Origin of the sequence: Microvirga splendida, assembly GCF_016427565.1 — a bacterium.
In the GTDB taxonomy this organism is placed as follows: Bacteria; Pseudomonadota; Alphaproteobacteria; order Rhizobiales; family Beijerinckiaceae; genus Microvirga; species Microvirga splendida.
Genome location: NZ_JAELXT010000008.1, coordinates 158284 through 174740 on the forward strand (window position 1 = coordinate 158284; position 16457 = coordinate 174740).

Genomic DNA, 16457 nt, shown 5'->3' on the forward strand with positions numbered 1-16457 from the left:
GTCGAAATGCGTCAACGGCATTCTCGGAGATCCGCATGAAGATGAACGGCACAGTGGCGGCTGACCTCGCCAAGGGAGCCGCCGCAGGCGCGGCCGCCACCTGGGTCATGGACCGGGTCGATTGGTACATGGTGGAGCACGAGGATCCAGAAGCGTGGCGGCGAACGCAGCACGTGCGCCCGAACGGCAAGGACCCGGCTCACAACATGGTGGGGGCCATGGCGAAAGCGGTTGGCCGCGCGCCGCCAGCCCAGCCGCATCCGGCGGGCATTGCTATGCACTACGCCCTGGCCATGTCCTCGACCGCCGTTTACGGCACCATGCGCCGGCACATTCCGGACGGCGTGATCGGCCGGGGCCTTGTGCTCGGCCTCGGCATCTTGGCCATCGAGGATGAGCTGATCAACCCGGCGCTGGGATTTGCCGCGCCACCCCGCCGCTATCCATGGCAGGCCCATGCCCGCGGCCTCGTCGCCCATCTGGTCCTCGGCCTCGTGACGGAAGCCGTCCTGAGCGCCGTCGACAGCCGCACGCGATCAAGCTCGCGGCGGCAGGAGGCGCGACGCCGATGAAATCAGGCTGAGGCGGCCAGCAGGGCCGGTTCCGCCCGGGAGACGTGCGCCACCGCGTCCCGCAGGGTCTGCAGGTTCGCGCCCGGCTTCACCGCCTCGGTCGCCAGATGGCGGCGATAGGCGCGTGCGCCGGGGCGGCCGGTGAAGAGGCCGAGCATGTGCCGGGTGATGTTGTGCAGGCGCTCGCCCTTGGCGAGATGCTCCGCAACATAGGGCTCGTAGGCCTCCACCGCCTCGAACCCGTCGGCCACGGGGGCCGTCTCGCCGTAAAGCTCGGGGTCCACCCCGAGCAGGATCTCGGGCTCGTGATAGGCCACGCGGCCGAGCATCACGCCGTCAACATGCCTCAGGTGCTCATAGATCTCCGGCCAGGTCTTGATGCCGCCATTGATGGCGACCGGCAGGTCCGGCCGCGCCTGCTTCAGGCGGTAGACCCTGGGATAGTCGAGCGGCGGAATATCCCGGTTCTCCTTGGGCGACAGGCCCTGCAGCCAGGCCTTGCGGGCATGGACCGTCAGCTCGTCGCAGCCGGCCGCCACCACGCAATCGGTGAGACGGTTCAGGGCCTCCTCCGTGTCCTGGTCGTCCACCCCGATCCGGCACTTCACCGTCACCGGCAGGGAGACGGCCGCCTTCATGGCCGCCACGCACTCGCCCACCAGCTTTGGCTCCTGCATCAGGCAGGCGCCGAAGCGGCCGTTCTGCACCCGGTCGGAGGGGCAGCCGACGTTCAGGTTGACCTCGTCATAGCCGAACTCGGCGCAGATCCTGGCGGCTTCCGCCAGATCCTTCGGATCGGACCCGCCAAGCTGCACCGCCACCGGATGTTCAGCGCCGCTGAACCCGAGCAGCCGCTCCCGCGGCCCATGAATGACCGCCCCCGTGGTGACCATCTCCGTATAAAGCCGCGCCCGACGCGACAGAACGCGATGGAACGCCCGGCAGTGCCGGTCTGTCCAGTCCATCATGGGGGCCACGGTGAAAAATTTCTGGGTCATCTCGAAACTGGCATTTTAGGAGAGTTTTCCGACGATTGGTCCTTGCCACAGGCTTTTCCAATATGGTGGCTGCGATCTCAAGGAAAATAAGCGACCGTTGGTGTCACACACGATTGAAGCCGGTCTCTCCCCATGGCCACGCTACCGCAATGTCGCCCGATTGAGCCTGTGACCTGAAGGCTCGACCTGACCACCCTTCCCGAGATCACGCGTCAGGTGAGGATGGATCCATGCAGATCAACTGGCTGCAACTCACGGAAGGTCCCGCAGACATTCCTGTTCCCACCTATGGTCAATATGGAGGGCCGAACTGGTCAGGCGGCGAAGTTGTCGGCGACAACGAGCCGGGGAACTACTCCGTCCCGCCGGAGGACCGCCTCGATGCGCTGTTCCTCGTTCACGACCAAGCTTATGATCAGCCGAACACGCTTCTGCGCGCTCAGGCCGATCTGCTGCTGATCCAAGGGATTCTGGAGCAACCGGCGGACGAGGTGACGGGAGAAGGCGACCTGTACGCGGGTGGAGCGGTTCTGGCGATGCTCTATCAGATTGCCGTCGTCAACAACCACCCGGAACTCCTGCTGCAGGTTGATGTAGGGCAGATCGTCGAGGGCGCTATCGCCCGCATCGAGGAAGGCAGCATCACGCCCGAACCGCAGGAAATCGCCGGGTTCGTCGGCTGGCTGGGCACAATCGGCCAGGCGCTCGCAGCCTCCGAGAGCCCGATTGCGAAGGCGGCTGCCGGGGCAGTCCTCGACCTTGCCGGCTCCCTCGGCTCGGCGCCGACGAACTTTCAGGATGTGCTCACGGACGAGGCGATCGACTTCCTCCAGGACGCGGCGCCGCAGCTCGCGAACGCAGTCGAGACCATCGTCGACGGCTCCTGCCAATCTGACGTCGAGCAGTTCCTAGACGATGCTTCCGACTGGCTCAGCGATGTGACGACTCACCCCATCGCCCCGGAGCCCTTGACGGCGATCAAAGGCAAGTTCGCCTTTCTTGAGTACCACGATCTCCTGATCTGAATGTCGACTCCGACCTCACGGTCTTTCAAATGAGTGCCCGATTTCCGGCTGGGCAGAAGTGCGCTATGCTCTGATTCCGGCGCGGCCCACGCCTCCCCCCTCCACCGGGAAAGTATCATCCATACGGGGCTAAGACGATCATCGGACCGACTGTTCGAGCGCCCAGCATAAGGAGGGACTGCGAATACTGCTCGCAATAGGAGGTTTATCGATGAGGCTGTCTGCGCCTATTTTTCACTTGAAACGTAAAGCCAAGCTCCTGTCGCGCGACGAAGGCATTCCGCTGCACAAGGCGCTTGACCGAATTGCCGTCCAGGAAGGCTATAGCGGCTGGAGCTTGCTGGCATCGAAGCAGTCTGCGCTTGCGCCCGCCGGCAAGATTTTTGCGCAACTCGTCCCTGGAGACTTGATGCTGCTGGGTGCGCGACCGGGCCAAGGCAAAACCTTGATGAGCCTCGAACTTGCCGTGGAAGCGATGAGATCCGGCAAACGCTGCGCCTTCTACTCGCTGGAATATACGGAGAAGGACATTCTGGAGCGCTTTCGCGCCATCGGCGTGGAGCCGGCACAATTCGACGGGCAATTCGATTTCGATTGTTCGGACGCCATCCAGGCCGACTACATCATCGCCGCGCTGGCTTCCGCACCCCGTGGCACGATAGCGGTGATTGACTATCTGCAGTTGCTCGATCAGAGGCGCGAAAACCCCGCATTGGAGGTTCAGGTCGGCGCGCTCAGATCATTCGCGCAGGAGCGCGGGATGATCATTGTCTTCATCTCTCAGATCGATCGCTCATATGACCCCTCTAAGAAGCCATGTCCCGACATCCGAGATGTCCGATTGCCCAATCCTCTGGACCTGACGCTCTTCAGCAAGCTGTGCTTTCTGAACGATGGCGACATCCGGTTTCAGTCCGCACGTTAAGCGGACGACCTTCGACCGCGGGTGTTCCCACATCCGCGGTTTGGTCGTCGGCAGCTCTGAGCCTCGTCCCCCCGGGAACGCGAGTGACGTCAGGCTCTAAACCACCCCCGCGACCTTCGCATCCAGCACGGACGCCGCCGCACGCGGGTCGAGCTTTACCTGTAGTCCCCTCTGCCCGCCGTTGATGAAAACCTCCGCGTGCTCGAAGGACGCCTGCTCCAGCACGGTCGGGATGCGCTTCTTCTGGCCGAAGGGGCTGATGCCACCCACGTGGTAGCCGGTGATGCGCTCGGCATCCGCCGGCTTCATCATCTGGGCGGCCTTGCCGCCGAGCGCCGAGGCGAGCTTCTTCAGGTTCACCTCCTGGTCGGAGGGAAGGATCACGCAGGCCGGCTTGTTGTCCACCAGCACCATCAGGGTTTTCAGCACGCTCGACGGATCGGCCCCCATGGCCTCGGCCGCCTGCAGGCCGATGCGCTCCGCATTCGGGTCGTACTCGTATGAGTGCACTGTGAAGGACACGCCGGCCTGCTGCAGGGCCAACGTCGCGCGGGTGGTCTTGGACATGGTCGACGATAATTTAGCGCCAGCCCCGATCAGTGATCGTGCTTGTGTCCGTGGTGGCCGCATCCGCAGCCGGGGCCATGCTCGTGATGATGCGCATGGTCGTGGTGATGATCGTGCTTGTGATCATGGGAGTGCCCATGGTCATGGGAATGGCCGTGAGCGTGCGCGTGCTCATGGCTGTGCGCGTGGCCATGATGGTGGTGGCCATGGTCGTGATCGCACACATGGGTGCTGCGCTCCGGCTTGAACGGGCGCTCCACCGGGGTCACGGTGCAGCCCTGCCCGCGCGCCAACTCGGCCAAGGCCGGGTTGTTCTCGATGTAGAGAGCATCTGCGGTCATCTCAGCGAGGCCGTGATTGCTGCCGAGATGCCAAGCGAGGCGCATGAGGCGTAAAGGATTTTCGGCCCTCACCTCGAGCAGGGACTCAGGCGCAGCCTTCACCTGGACGAGATGCCCGTCCTCGAGCCGCAGGGCGTCGCCGTCGTTGATGGTGGTCTCCATGTCGAGGTCGAGATGGATCTCGGTCCCACCCGCTCCCTTGAGCGCTCCATGGCGGCGGTTTCTCGCCGCGTGGTCGAGGGTGATGGTGTCGACGACGCGGTCGGCCTTCACGGCGGGCTTGCGGACGATGGTGGTGACGCGGGGCATGGGTTCGTCTCGGTCTGTGTTCGGGTGAAGCTCAGATAGGCAGCCTGGCCGGGCGCTGCCACCCGGCCGGTCATTAATAAGGGATCTTGTCGTCCTTGTCCGCCCAGGCATCGAACACCGCCTTGGCCTCCAGGCTCGGCTGATGGTCCATGGGGATCAGGCGCTCGGAGACCGGCTTGGGGATCTCGTCGTAGATCAGGCTGTCGTCGAAGCCGATCTCAGCGGCGTCCTGCCGGGTGTTGGCATAGACAATGCGGCCCACCCGCGCCCAATAGGCGGAGGCAAGGCACATGGGGCACGGCTCGCAGCTCGTGTAAAGGGTGGCGCCCTCCAGGGAATGGGTGCCGACGGCCTCGCAGGCGCGGCGGATCGCCGTGACCTCCGCATGGGCCGTCGGGTCCTTGGCGGAGGTGACCTGGTTCCAGCCCTCGGCCAGAACCCTGCCGTCGCGCACGATCACGGCGCCGAAGGGGCCGCCGGCCCCCTGCTCCATATGCTCGCGGGACAGCTCAACGGCGCGCGCCAGATGGCGCTGATCTTCAAGTCGGTTGGTGCTCATGGGGCTTTATGTATCGTTCGAGGCTGCCGGAGGCGAGAAATTTCGATTGACCGGCCCGTGCTCCCGCACCTGCAGCAGTTGCGCGGTCACGGAGGCCGCGATGATGGCCGGGTCCTTGTCCTCGATGCCGGGCAGCCCGATGGGGCAGACGAGGGAGCGGATCGTCTCCTCGGGGAGAGCGAGCTCCCTAAAGCGCTTCTCGAAGCGCGCCCGCTTCGTGGCGCTGCCGATGAGGCCGACATAGGGAAAATCCCGCCTCAGGGCCGCCGCCGTGATCGCCATGTCGAGGGGGTGGTCGTGGGTCATGACCAGGATGAGCGAATCCGGCTTGGCCTCGTCGATCTCGGCCTCCGGATCCCACATGCGCACGGCCTTCGCGTTCGGCGGCAGATGCGCGGGAAAGGCATCGTCCCGGTCGTCGAGCCAGCGCACGGCGAACGGCAGAGGCGCGAGCGACAGCACCAGCGCCCGGCCCACATGGCCGGCGCCGAACAGGAGAACGGGGGTGCGAACCTCGCCATGGGTCTCGCGCCAGCCGGTCCAGCGGTCGTCGCCGACGGCCGAGGAGAACTCGCGCCTCACGCGCCCATCGTCCATCCGGCATTCAAGCTCGAAGAGTCCACCTCCCGACTCCGCTTCGACGAGCGGCGCAAGGTCTTCCATATCGCGGCCGTCAAAGGCCTCGATCAGGATCTTCACCCGCCCGCCGCAGCATTGGCCGAGATCGGGCCCGAGCGCCTGATCGACGATCCGGGCCGGACCGCGGCCAGCACGGAGCATCTCGCGGGCGATGTCGAGCATGCGGAATTCGAGCTGCCCGCCGCCGATGGTGCCGTGGAAGGCGCCGTCGGGCCGCACCACCATGCGCGCGCCGACCTCGCGGGGGGCGGAGCCTTTCACGTCATGGACGGAGATGAGGGCGGCGGCTCCGTGCCGCTGCACGAAGTCGGCAAGCTGGCGCCAGACCCTCACCCCATGGGCCTCCCCCGCAATGCTTCGCAGGCGCGCAGGACCGCCTCCGGGGTCGCGGGCGCATGGAGCGGCACGGGCTGCGCCGGGTCGAGCGCGTGGACGGCATCGACCAGCGCACAGAAGACGCTGTTGGCCAGCATGACCGGCGGCTCGCCCACCGCCTTGGAGCGGTAGATCGTCTCCTCCCGGTTCTCGTTTGGATAGAGCGCCACGTTGAAGGCGGCGGGCACATCGGACGCGACCGGGATCTTATAGGTCGAAGGCGCGTGCGTGAGGAGGCGACCGTCCTTAGCGAAGACCAGTTCCTCGGTGGTGAGCCAGCCCATGCCCTGCACGAAGCCGCCTTCGATCTGGCCGATGTCGATGGCAGGGTTCAGGGAGCGGCCCACATCGTGCAGGATGTCGGTGCGCAGCAGGCGGTTCTCGCCCGTGAGCGTATCGACGATCACCTCGGAACAGGCTGCCCCATAGGCGAAGTAGAAGAACGGGCGGCCCGTTCCCTTGGCGCGATCCCAGGTGATCTTCGGGGTCTTGTAATGTCCTGCCTCGGAGAGCTGCACGCGGGCCGCGATGCATTTCTTGGCCAGTTCATCGAACGGCAGGCTCTCGTTGCCGATGAACACCCGGTCGTCGCGGAACGCGATCTGATCCTCGGGAACACCATGGGCCTCCGCGGCATAGGCCGTCATCCGCTTCTTGATCGCGCCCGCGGCGATCTTCGCCGCCATGCCGTTGAGATCGGAGCCGGACGATGCGGCCGTCGGCGAGGTGTTGGGCACCTTCGCGGTCGTCGTTGCGGTGATGCGCACACGCTCCATGGCAATGCCGAATTCCTCGGCCACCACCTGCGCCACCTTGATATAGAGCCCCTGCCCCATCTCGGTGCCGCCGTGGTTCAGGTGCACGGAGCCGTCCTGATACACGTGCACCAGGGCGCCGGCCTGGTTCATGTGCGTGAGCGTAAAGCTGATGCCGAACTTCACCGGCGTGAGCGCGAGGCCGCGCTTCATGATCGGCGAGGAGGCGTTGAAAGCCGCGATCTCCTCGCGGCGGGCCCGGTAGTTCGAGGTCTCTTCGAGCGTGCGCACGAGATTGACGAGGGTGTCGGTCTCCTCCACCTCCATGCCGTAGGGCGTAACGTTCTCGCCCGGCCGATAGAAATTGGCGTAGCGCACGTCGAGCGGATCGCGCCCGGTCGCCCAGGCGATCTGGTCCATCACATGCTCGACGGCGAGCATGCCCTGCGGGCCGCCGAAGCCGCGAAACGCCGTGTTCGACACTGTATTGGTTTTCAGCCGCTTCGAGGCGATATGCACGGCAGGCATCCAATAGGCGTTGTCCGCGTGGAACATCGCCCGATCCACCACGCCGGCGGAGAGATCCGCCGAATAGCCGCAGCGGGCCAGCAGATCGACCGCATAGCCCTGGATGCGCCCCTCCTCGTCGACGCCGACCTTCCAGTCGCAGCGGAAGTCGTGGCGCTTGCCGGTGAGGATGAAGTCGTCGTCGCGGTCGAGCCGCAGCTTGCACGGGCGTCCGGTCACCCGCGCAGCGAGCGCCGCCGTCACAGCCCATTGCGTCGCCTGGCTTTCCTTGCCGCCGAAGCCGCCGCCCATGCGGCGCGTCTCGCAGGTCACGTAAGCATCCGGAATGTCGAGCACGCGGGCAACCACATGCTGCACTTCCGTGGGATGCTGGGTCGAGGAATAGACATGGATGTCGCCGTCCTCGCCTGGAATCGCCATGGCGACCTGGCCCTCGAGATAGAAATGCTCCTGGCCGCCGACGCGGAACTGGCCTTCCAGTTTAACCGGTGCCTGCGCGATGACGGCAGCCGGATCGCCGCGGCCGTAAGCGTAATCCGGCAGCACGGTCTCCTGACGCTCCAGCGCATCCTCGACCGTAATGCTCGGCGTCTCGGATTCGATCTCCATCACGGCCTTCTTGACGGCACGGCGTGCGATGTCGCGGCTCGTGGCGACGACCGCGAAGAGCGCCTGGCCCAGGAAGCCGATCTCGGTATTGACGAAGAGCGGATCGTCGCCGAAGGCGGGCGACACATCGTTCTTGCCGGGAATATCGTCTGTCGTGAGGACCGCCACCACGCCGGGCATGGCGCGGACCGCAGACACATCGAGGGAGATCAGGCGTCCGCGCGCTTTCGGCGACTGGCCGATGGCCACATGCAGCGTGCCCTCAGGCTCGCGGATGTCGTCGATATACTGCGCGACGCCCTGCACGTGCTTCGGGCCGGAATCGTGAGGCAGGGGCTTGCGGACGTGGCGGAGGACCTCAATACCCTCCCCTTGAGGGGGAGGGTCGGAGCGCGTCAGCGCTCCGGGGTGGGATGGCAGCGCGACACTCGCAGATGTGGAGTTTCCTACCCCCTCCCGCGCCTGCGGCGCGACCTCCCCCCTCAAGGGGGAGATGTTCTTAGCGTCGAGTTTCATTTGCTCGTTCATGGCCCTACTCCGCCGCCTGGAGCGCGTCGCGCTGGCCGATGATGCGCGTGGCGCGTGTTTCGCCTGAAGCAGCTTCGCTCAAGGCCTTGAACACGAGATTGCGCGCCACCGTTGCGCGATAGGCGGCGGAGGATCTGTGATCGTCGAGGGGCTGGTAATCGCGCGCAATGGCCGCCATCGCCTCGCCCCAGGTCGACGGCTCGTCGAGGGAGAGGCCGACGAGCGCCCGTTCCGTCTCGGGCGCCCGCTTGGGCGTTGCCGCCATACCGCCGAAGGCGACGCGCGCCTCGGCGATGCGCCTGCCGTCGAGGGTGAACCTGAAGGCTCCCATCGCAGCCGAGATGTCCTCGTCGAAGCGCTTGGAGATCTTGTAGGCGCGGAAGACCTCGTTGCCTTTGAGCTTCGGCACCGTGACACGGCGCACGAACTCGCCCGGCACCCGGTCCTGCTTTCGATAGGCGATGAAGAAGTTTTCGAGCGCCATGGTGCGCGTGGCATCGCCATGGCGCAGTTCCAGCTCGGAGCCCAGCGCGATCAGCGCGGGCGCAAGATCGCCGATGGGCGAGCCGTTGGCAATGTTGCCGCCCACGGTTCCGGAAGCACGCACCTGCCAGGATCCGAAGCGGCGCATGAGCTCGCCGAGATCCGGATCGATGCGGGCCAGCGACGGGTGGGCCTCGGCATGGGTGACGGTCGCGCCGATACCAACCATGTCGGAGGTCTCCTCGATGCGATCGAGGCCCGTCACGCGTCCAAGCCAGATGATCTTCTCGATCTCGGCCATGCCCTTCGTGATCCACAGACCGACATCGGTGCAGCCGGCCACCAGGGTGGCGTCAGGATGCTGCGCGTAAAGCACCGCAAGGGAATCCTCGCTGGCAGGCGCGGCGAAGAAACGACTTTCATCGCCGATGAAGATATCCTGGCCGTCGGCGAGTGCCTCCACACCCTGCACATTCTGCTCAGCGTGGGTGGCGAAAGCATCGTCAGGCTGACCACCGCAGACGTGCAGGGCCGCATCGACAATGGGCCTGTAGCCCGTGCAGCGGCAGAGATTGCCGGCCAGCGCGTCGTTGACGCTCTCGCGGCTCAGGGGCCGCCCGCCGTCGTGATAGAGAGTGAACAGGCTCATCACGATGCCGGGGGTGCAGAACCCGCATTGGGAGCCGTGGGCCTCCACCATGGCGGATTGCACCGGGTGGAGTTCGCCGCCGGCCGCGAGATCTTCAACCGTGACGAGCTCAGCGCCGTCGATCTGACCGAGGAGCAGGATGCAGGCATTGACCGGCTCGTAATGCACGCGTCCACCCCTCACCCGGCCCAGGGCCACGGTGCAGGCGCCGCAATCGCCCTCCGCGCATCCCTCCTTGGTGCCGACGCGACGCTCCTGAAGCCTTAAGTAGTCCAGAAGCGTGGTGCGCGGATGAAAGCCTGAAACCTCGATGGCTTGTCCCTGCCGCCAGAAGCGGATTGTCTCTCGTACCACTGTGTTCCTCCGCCGGTTCGACCCGGCTGTATTATGGTGGGCCGGGTAGAATGGAGGAGCAAGACCTTTTCGCCAAGGGGAGGTTTTCGAAGGGGCGCCGAGAACCCAAGCTTACCAGGTGCCTGTATTGGCCATGGACGCCCAGGGCTCCTGCGCGGGCTTGGGTTCGCCGCGCTGGAGCAGCTCGATGGAGATGTTATCGGGGGTCTTCACGAAGGCCATATAGCCGTCGCGGGGCGGCCGGTTGATGGTGACGCCCGCATCCATGAGCCTCTGGCAGGTCTCGTAGATGTCGTCGACTCGGTAGGCGAGATGGCCGAAATTGCGGCCACCGGCATATTCGTGCTCGTCCCAGTTATAGGTGAGCTCCAGGAGCGGCGCCCTGGTATCCCGGGACTTCTCCACATCACCGGGCGCTGCCAGGAACACGAGGGTGAAGCGCCCCTTCTCGTTTTCGATCCGGCGGACCTCGACGAGGCCGAACTTGTTGCAGAAGAAGTCGAGGGATTGTTCGAGGTTCGAGACGCGAACCATCGTGTGCAGGTATTCCATGATCGTCTCCGTGAGCAGGATTCAGGTGATGGCGTATTTCGTCCGGAGATCAAGGGGTACCATTTTGTTGCGCGGAAAAAGCCTTGGATTCGGCCAATATCAAGTGACTTTTAAGCGTTGCTGCGCCAAGCAGACTGGCGGTCCCTCCCCAAGGCCCTAGAACCAAAGCAACATCGTTTCAAACGAGTACCCGATGCGCACCGAGACAGCACCCGTCGTTCGCCTTGAGGACTACCGGCCCAGCGACTTCCTGATCGACAATGTCAATCTCGACGTGAAGCTGCACCCGACGGAGACCCGGATTACCGCGACGCTCGTCATGAGGCCCAACCCGGCCGGGCGCTCGGACGCGCCTCTTGTTCTCGACGGCGATGAGCTGAACCTGAAATCCCTCGCCCTGGATGGACGGGTCCTGTCCGACGAGGAGTTCGAGGCCTCGCCTGATTCCCTCACCATCGCGCAGGCGCCCCGCCAGGCCTTCACCCTGACGATCGAGACCGAGATCAACCCGACGGCGAACACCAAGCTCATGGGGCTCTACCGCTCGGGCGGCAATTACTGCACGCAATGCGAGGCGGAGGGTTTCCGACGCATCACCTATTTCCTCGACCGGCCCGACGTTCTCTCCGTCTACACCACCCGCATTGAGGCCGGCCTCGACGAGGCTCCCGTCCTCCTCGGCAACGGCAACCCGGTCGAAAGCGGGGCGACGGACGATCCCGGCCGGCACTATGCCGTCTGGCACGACCCGCATCCCAAACCGTCCTACCTCTTTGCGCTGGTGGGCGGCCGCTTGGGCCGGGTCGCCAAGAGCTTCACCACCATGAGCGGGCGCGAGGTGGAGCTTGCGGTCTATGTGGAGCCCGGCAAGGAGAGCCGCGCCGATTACGCCCTGGATGCGCTCGAACGCTCCATGCGGTGGGACGAGCAGGTCTTCGGCCGGGAATACGACCTCGACGTGTTCAACATCGTGGCCGTGTCCGACTTCAACATGGGCGCCATGGAGAACAAGGGCCTCAACATCTTCAACGACAAATACGTGCTGGCCTCCCCTGAGACCGCCACCGACATGGACTACGCCCATATCGAGGCGATCATCGCGCACGAGTATTTCCACAACTGGTCCGGCAACCGCGTGACCTGCCGCGACTGGTTCCAGCTCTGCCTGAAGGAGGGCCTGACGGTCTTCCGCGACCAGGAATTCTCCTCCGACGAGCGCTCGCGCCCCGTGCACCGCATCGCCGAGGTGAAGACCCTGCGGGCCCGCCAGTTCCTGGAGGATTCGAGCCCCCTCGCCCATCCGGTGCGCCCGAACCAGTACCGGGAGATCAACAACTTCTACACCGCCACGGTTTATGAAAAGGGCGCGGAGATCGTCCGCATGCTCAAGACGATCATCGGCGAGGAGGATTTCCGGCGCGGCATGGACCTCTACTTCGAGCGCTGCGACGGCACGGCCGCGACGGTCGAGGATTTCCTGAGCGCCTTCGCGGAGGTCACGGGCCGCGACCTGTCGCATTTCGCCCGCTGGTACGAGCAGTCCGGCACGCCTCGCGTCACGGTGAAGAGCCATTACGACGGGACCGCTCAGACATACCGGCTGGATTTCACGCAAGTCACACCCCCGACGCCTGGCCAGGGGAAGAAGGAGCCGATGGCCATACCGGTCACCCTGGGCCTCGTCTCTCATGATGGCTCCCCCGTGAGCGCAGCGTGCGACCGAGTGGACGAACGGGGCGTGCTCCTGTTCGACAAGGCGACTGACAGCATCACCTTCACGGGCGTGACGTCCCTGCCGGTCCCGTCCCTGTTCCGGGGCTTCTCGGCCCCGGTGAAGGTCTCGCTCGATCTGCCGAGCGCGGAGCTGCTTGTCCTCCTGCGGCACGACGCGGATGCATTCAACCGCTGGCAGGCGGCGCAGACCGTCGCTATGCGGCTGCTGGCCTCCCTGTCGACCAGTGGGCCGGTCACGGACGATGAGATCGACGCCTACTCGGCGGCGCTGTGCTCCTTCATCGACAGGGATGCCGAAAGCGACCCTGCCTTTGCGGCTCTCGTCATGACGCTGCCGAGCGAGGCCGACATCGCACAGGAGATCGGCCAGAACGTGAATCCGGACGCGATCCATCGCGCACGAACCGAGCTGCGCCGGCGCATCGGAATGGCCAGCGTCGAGCGCCTGCAGCGCCTTTACGCGACCCTTACGGACGATGGTCCCTACAGCCCTGATGCGGTCAGCGCCGGACGCCGCTCTCTGCGCAACGCCTGCCTCGATCTTTTGGCTGCGGCCGATCCCGAGGCCGGTGAAGCGCTTGCCCTGACGCAGCTCGAATCCGCCACCAACATGACGGACCGCCTCGCCTCCCTCAGCGTGCTGACGACTAATCCGGGCAAGGCGTGCGAGGAGGCCATCGGCCGGTTCGGGGAGCGCTATCGCAACGAACCGCTCGTGATCGACAAATGGTTCACCCTGCAGGCTGCCATCCCGGAGGATGGAACCCTCGAGCGCGTGAAGAGCCTGATGGAGCATCCCGCCTTCTCCATCGGCAATCCCAACCGGGTGCGCTCGCTGATCGGCAGCTTCGCCATGCTGAACCAGGTTCAGTTCAACCGGGCGGACGGCGCGGGCTATCGCTTCCTCGCCTCGATCGTCCTGCGTGCGGACGAGCTGAACCCCCAGCTCGCCGCCCGCCTGCTGACCGCTTTCAGCACCTGGCGGATGATGGAAATCGGCCGGCGCAAGCACGCGGAAGAGGCCCTGCGCTCCATCGCGCAAAAGCCCAATCTTTCCCGCGACGTAGGCGATATCGTGAGCCGCTCCCTTGAGGAAAGCCAATCGAAATAACCTATACGAATGAATAGGTTACGGGCTTGTCCCAGATTTCCCCAGGGGAAGGCGACATAGGAAATTTTTTATTAACCTTCGGCTTCTACTAACTAGACAAATCACCCGCTCAAGATTCTATTGTTAGTGATTCGGAGAGATGCGGCACGTCCTCCGAAACAGGACGAAAATGGTTCCGGAGGAAACATCGCATGGCGGGGGCGGTGACCGCATGCGTACCCGCACGCGCGGGTACGATTCTAGGGGTGACGCGTTCAGACGCGAACCCAGCCTATCGCAGGCTTGAGCGGCATGAGCCTCTCCTTCGTCTGGCGGTTCCGGCCGTTCTGATCATCTTCCTTATGACTCTTGCAGGCAGCGCGTGGGTTCAGATCCGCGACGGCCGCAAGGACACGCTCTTCGACGCCATCAACGACATCGACATCATCGCATCCCTCTCGGCGGCAAAGCTCGGTGCCGCTCCGGCTCCAGGCAACGGCGCGCAGGCTGCGGCGCAGCTGGAGGAGCTGGCCAGGGACATGCCTCCGAGCGCCCTGACGCAGAACCGCACGCTCATGCTGGTCGATCCGGCGGGCACCATCCTGGCCGTTCATCCGGCGATGAAGAATGCTCCCGGCAAGCTCACCGATATCCTGGGCGAAGCGCAGCCACTGATGCTGTTTGCCGACCGCGCCGGCGTCATGACGGTGCGGCTCCCCGGCGGCGTTGAAGGAATGGCGACCGTTCGTGCGCTACATGCCTCCTCGGGACAGATCGCGCTGGTGCAGCCCATGCCGCACATCCTGTCGGGCTGGTGGACGCGCACCATCGGCCACGTGTCGCTGCTCGGCGCCACGATCCTGGTGCTGCTCGGCATCGGCGTGGCTTATGTGATGCAGGCGAACCGCGCGCGCGCCGCCGACGAGGTCTGCGAGAAGGTGCGCGACCGCATCGATTCCGCGCTCAACCGCGGACGCTGCGGGCTGTGGGACTGGGACATCGGCCGCGGCCGCATCTACTGGTCCGATTCCATGTATGAGCTCCTCGGCTACGAGCGCCAGGACGAGTTCCTCTCCTTCGGCGAAGTGAACGCCATGATCCATCCCGAGGATCAGGACCTCTTCACTCTCGCCGAGCAGCTCGCCTCCGCCAGCACCTCGCTCGTCGATTACGAGTTCCGCATCCGCAGCCTCACGGGCGATTGGGTGTGGCTGCGCGCCCGCGCCGAGCTGATGAACGATCCCGACGATGCAGCGAGCCATCTCGTCGGCATCGCCGTGGACGTGACCGAGCAGCGCGGCCTGGAGGAGAAGACCGCCAAGGCCGACGCCCGCCTGCACGACGCCATCGAGGCGATCTCCGAGGCCTTCGTGCTGTGGGACGCCAACAACAACCTCGTGCTGTGCAATTCCAAGTTCCAGAAGCTGCACGAGTTGCCGGCCGATGCGCAGCTGCAAGGCAAGTCCTATGCGGAAGTGATGGCGCTGGGCCGTCCGCCGGAAGTGCAGCACCAGTTCCTGCGCCGCGAGCAGCAGGATGTGGGTGCGCGCACCTTCGAGGCACGCCTTCAGGATGGCCGCTGGCTGCAGATCAACGAGCGCCGCACCAAGGACGGCGGCTACGTGTCGGTGGGCACGGACATCACCGCGCTCAAGCGCCACGAGCACCGTCTCGTCGAGTCCGAGAAGGAACTCATCGCCACCGTTCTCGATCTCAAGCAGTCGCGCCAGAAGCTCGAGGCGCAGACGCACCAGCTCGCGGATCTCGCCGAGCGCTACCTCGACCAGAAGGCTCAGGCCGAGAGCGCCAACCGCGCGAAATCCGAATTCCTCGCCAACATGAGCCATGAGCTGCGCACGCCGCTCAACGCCATCATCGGCTTTGCGGAAGTGATGCAGAGCGGCATCTTCGGCTCGCTCGGCTCCGAGAAATATGAGGAATACTGCTCCGACATCCGCTCGAGCGGCCAGTATCTCCTGTCGGTGATCAACGACATCCTCGACATGTCGCGCATCGAGGCGGGCCGCACGAGCCTGACCAAGCAGCCGATGGCGGTTCACGCCTCGATCCAGCGCGCCCTCAAGCTGGTGGGCGAGCAGACCAAAGCCAAGAACCTCTCCGTCACCGTCGATGTGAGCCCCGAGGATATCGTGGTGCCCGCCGACGAGCGCGCCCTGCACCAGATCCTCGTCAACCTGCTCCAGAACGCCACGAAGTTCACGAGCGAAGGCGGCTGCATCACGGTGCGTACCCGCCAGGCCGGCAATGCGGTCAACATCTACGTCGAGGACAACGGCATCGGCATCCCGGCCCACGCCCTGCACAAGCTCGGCCAGCCTTTCGAGCAGGTCGAGACCGAGTTCTCGAAGAGCTACAAGGGCTCGGGCCTGGGTCTCGCCATCGCCCGCTCCCTTACCGAACTCCACGGCGGCAGCTTGCGCATCAAGAGCCAGGAAGGTGTCGGCACCATCGTGCTGGTCCACCTGCCGCTCACGGAAGCCACCCACGCGGACATCGCCCTGGCCGACGCGGCAGCCTGAGTTCCACGCTTCGTCCACACCATCAGTGGTTCACGTAAAAAAGCCGGCGCCTCATCAGCGCCGGCTTTGTTGTTTGAGGCCGCTCGGGTTTACAGCGTATAGAGCCCGAAGTTGGCGGCCGAGAGCGCCAGCCCGGCCGAGAGCTTGGCAAACTGCACCTGCGCGATGCTGCCGGTGCCGTCCGCATCGTAGAACAGGCCTCCCGTGGCCTTGTCGTAGACGATGCGGTGGGACGAGGACGTGGCCGCTGCACCGGTCGTGAACGCCGTGCTCTTCAGCTCGGCATTCACATAGGTTAGCCCATCGCTGGTCTCGTAGATGTAAA

General features: G+C 64.9%; 13 protein-coding genes and 1 pseudogene. 5 read left to right on the forward strand and 9 right to left on the reverse strand.

Annotated features, from left to right (window positions below; all coding sequences use genetic code 11):
- Positions 1–35 precede the first annotated feature (35 nt).
- Entirely contained in the window at positions 36–572 is a 537-nt protein-coding gene (locus JAO75_RS10815) for a hypothetical protein (RefSeq protein ID WP_199049069.1), read from the forward strand.
- A gap of 2 nt (positions 573–574) precedes the next feature.
- Here the strand turns inward: JAO75_RS10815 and dusA are convergent, their stop codons facing one another.
- The gene (gene dusA, locus JAO75_RS10820; RefSeq protein ID WP_199049071.1) at positions 575–1570 is read right to left on the reverse strand and encodes a tRNA dihydrouridine(20/20a) synthase DusA; all 996 of its coding nucleotides are present in this window, start codon (positions 1568–1570) and stop codon (positions 575–577) included.
- Between the two features lie 230 nt (positions 1571–1800).
- On the opposite strand from dusA, the gene JAO75_RS10825 reads away from it, so the two are divergent.
- The gene (locus tag JAO75_RS10825) at positions 1801–2595 is read left to right on the forward strand and encodes a phospholipase A2 family protein (RefSeq protein ID WP_199049073.1); all 795 of its coding nucleotides are present in this window, start codon (positions 1801–1803) and stop codon (positions 2593–2595) included.
- Between the two features lie 211 nt (positions 2596–2806).
- Positions 2807–3520: a DNA helicase gene (locus JAO75_RS10830; protein WP_199049075.1), complete on the forward strand. Its 714-nt coding sequence runs from the start codon at positions 2807–2809 to the stop codon at positions 3518–3520.
- 96 nt (positions 3521–3616) lie between these two features.
- Here the strand turns inward: JAO75_RS10830 and ybaK are convergent, their stop codons facing one another.
- The 7 genes from ybaK to JAO75_RS10865 form a co-directional block, all read right to left on the reverse strand.
- Positions 3617–4087 carry a Cys-tRNA(Pro) deacylase gene (gene ybaK / locus JAO75_RS10835; protein WP_199049077.1) on the reverse strand — a complete coding sequence of 157 codons (471 nt, stop codon included), beginning with the start codon at positions 4085–4087 and terminating at the stop codon, positions 3617–3619.
- Positions 4088–4116: 29 nt separating this feature from the next.
- Positions 4117–4737: an urease accessory protein UreE gene (locus tag JAO75_RS10840; RefSeq protein ID WP_199049079.1), complete on the reverse strand. Its 621-nt coding sequence runs from the start codon at positions 4735–4737 to the stop codon at positions 4117–4119.
- A 73-nt stretch (positions 4738–4810) separates the two neighbouring features.
- Complete coding sequence (locus JAO75_RS10845) at positions 4811–5296, reverse strand: nucleoside deaminase (protein WP_199049081.1); 486 nt, start codon at positions 5294–5296, stop codon at positions 4811–4813.
- Positions 5297–5302: 6 nt separating this feature from the next.
- Complete coding sequence (xdhC, locus tag JAO75_RS10850; RefSeq protein WP_199049083.1) at positions 5303–6268, reverse strand: xanthine dehydrogenase accessory protein XdhC; 966 nt, start codon at positions 6266–6268, stop codon at positions 5303–5305.
- The gene (gene xdhB, locus JAO75_RS10855; protein ID WP_246742450.1) at positions 6265–8730 is read right to left on the reverse strand and encodes a xanthine dehydrogenase molybdopterin binding subunit; all 2466 of its coding nucleotides are present in this window, start codon (positions 8728–8730) and stop codon (positions 6265–6267) included. Before xdhB ends, xdhC begins: the two co-directional genes overlap by 4 nt.
- 4 nt (positions 8731–8734) lie before the next feature.
- Entirely contained in the window at positions 8735–10216 is a 1482-nt protein-coding gene (gene xdhA, locus JAO75_RS10860) for a xanthine dehydrogenase small subunit (RefSeq protein WP_199049085.1), read from the reverse strand.
- A 111-nt stretch (positions 10217–10327) separates the two neighbouring features.
- Entirely contained in the window at positions 10328–10768 is a 441-nt protein-coding gene (locus tag JAO75_RS10865; protein WP_199049087.1) for a VOC family protein, read from the reverse strand.
- Positions 10769–10961: 193 nt separating this feature from the next.
- On the opposite strand from JAO75_RS10865, the gene pepN reads away from it, so the two are divergent.
- Both pepN and JAO75_RS10875 read left to right on the forward strand, forming a co-directional pair.
- Positions 10962–13613 carry an aminopeptidase N gene (pepN, locus tag JAO75_RS10870; protein ID WP_199049089.1) on the forward strand — a complete coding sequence of 884 codons (2652 nt, stop codon included), beginning with the start codon at positions 10962–10964 and terminating at the stop codon, positions 13611–13613.
- Between the two features lie 245 nt (positions 13614–13858).
- Positions 13859–16132, forward strand: a complete 2274-nt coding sequence (locus JAO75_RS10875) for an ATP-binding protein (RefSeq protein ID WP_343234594.1) — start codon at positions 13859–13861, stop codon at positions 16130–16132.
- A gap of 89 nt (positions 16133–16221) precedes the next feature.
- Here the strand turns inward: JAO75_RS10875 and JAO75_RS10880 are convergent.
- Positions 16222–16457, reverse strand: a pseudogene (locus JAO75_RS10880) (hypothetical protein); the annotation flags it as partial.

What these genes read in the sequence shown, in the direction of transcription:
- JAO75_RS10840 (WP_199049079.1), bottom strand. Translation starts at nt 4,737, where the DNA reads ATGCCCCGCGTCACCACCATCGTCCGCAAGCCCGCCGTGAAGGCCGAC.
- JAO75_RS10825 (WP_199049073.1), top strand. Translation starts at nt 1,801, where the DNA reads ATGCAGATCAACTGGCTGCAACTCACGGAAGGTCCCGCAGACATTCCT.
- JAO75_RS10865 (WP_199049087.1), bottom strand. Translation starts at nt 10,768, where the DNA reads ATGGAATACCTGCACACGATGGTTCGCGTCTCGAACCTCGAACAATCC.
- JAO75_RS10830 (WP_199049075.1), top strand. Translation starts at nt 2,807, where the DNA reads ATGAGGCTGTCTGCGCCTATTTTTCACTTGAAACGTAAAGCCAAGCTC.
- xdhB (WP_246742450.1), bottom strand. Translation starts at nt 8,730, where the DNA reads ATGAACGAGCAAATGAAACTCGACGCTAAGAACATCTCCCCCTTGAGG.
- pepN (WP_199049089.1), top strand. Translation starts at nt 10,962, where the DNA reads ATGCGCACCGAGACAGCACCCGTCGTTCGCCTTGAGGACTACCGGCCC.
- JAO75_RS10815 (WP_199049069.1), top strand. Translation starts at nt 36, where the DNA reads ATGAAGATGAACGGCACAGTGGCGGCTGACCTCGCCAAGGGAGCCGCC.
- JAO75_RS10845 (WP_199049081.1), bottom strand. Translation starts at nt 5,296, where the DNA reads ATGAGCACCAACCGACTTGAAGATCAGCGCCATCTGGCGCGCGCCGTT.
- dusA (WP_199049071.1), bottom strand. Translation starts at nt 1,570, where the DNA reads ATGACCCAGAAATTTTTCACCGTGGCCCCCATGATGGACTGGACAGAC.
- ybaK (WP_199049077.1), bottom strand. Translation starts at nt 4,087, where the DNA reads ATGTCCAAGACCACCCGCGCGACGTTGGCCCTGCAGCAGGCCGGCGTG.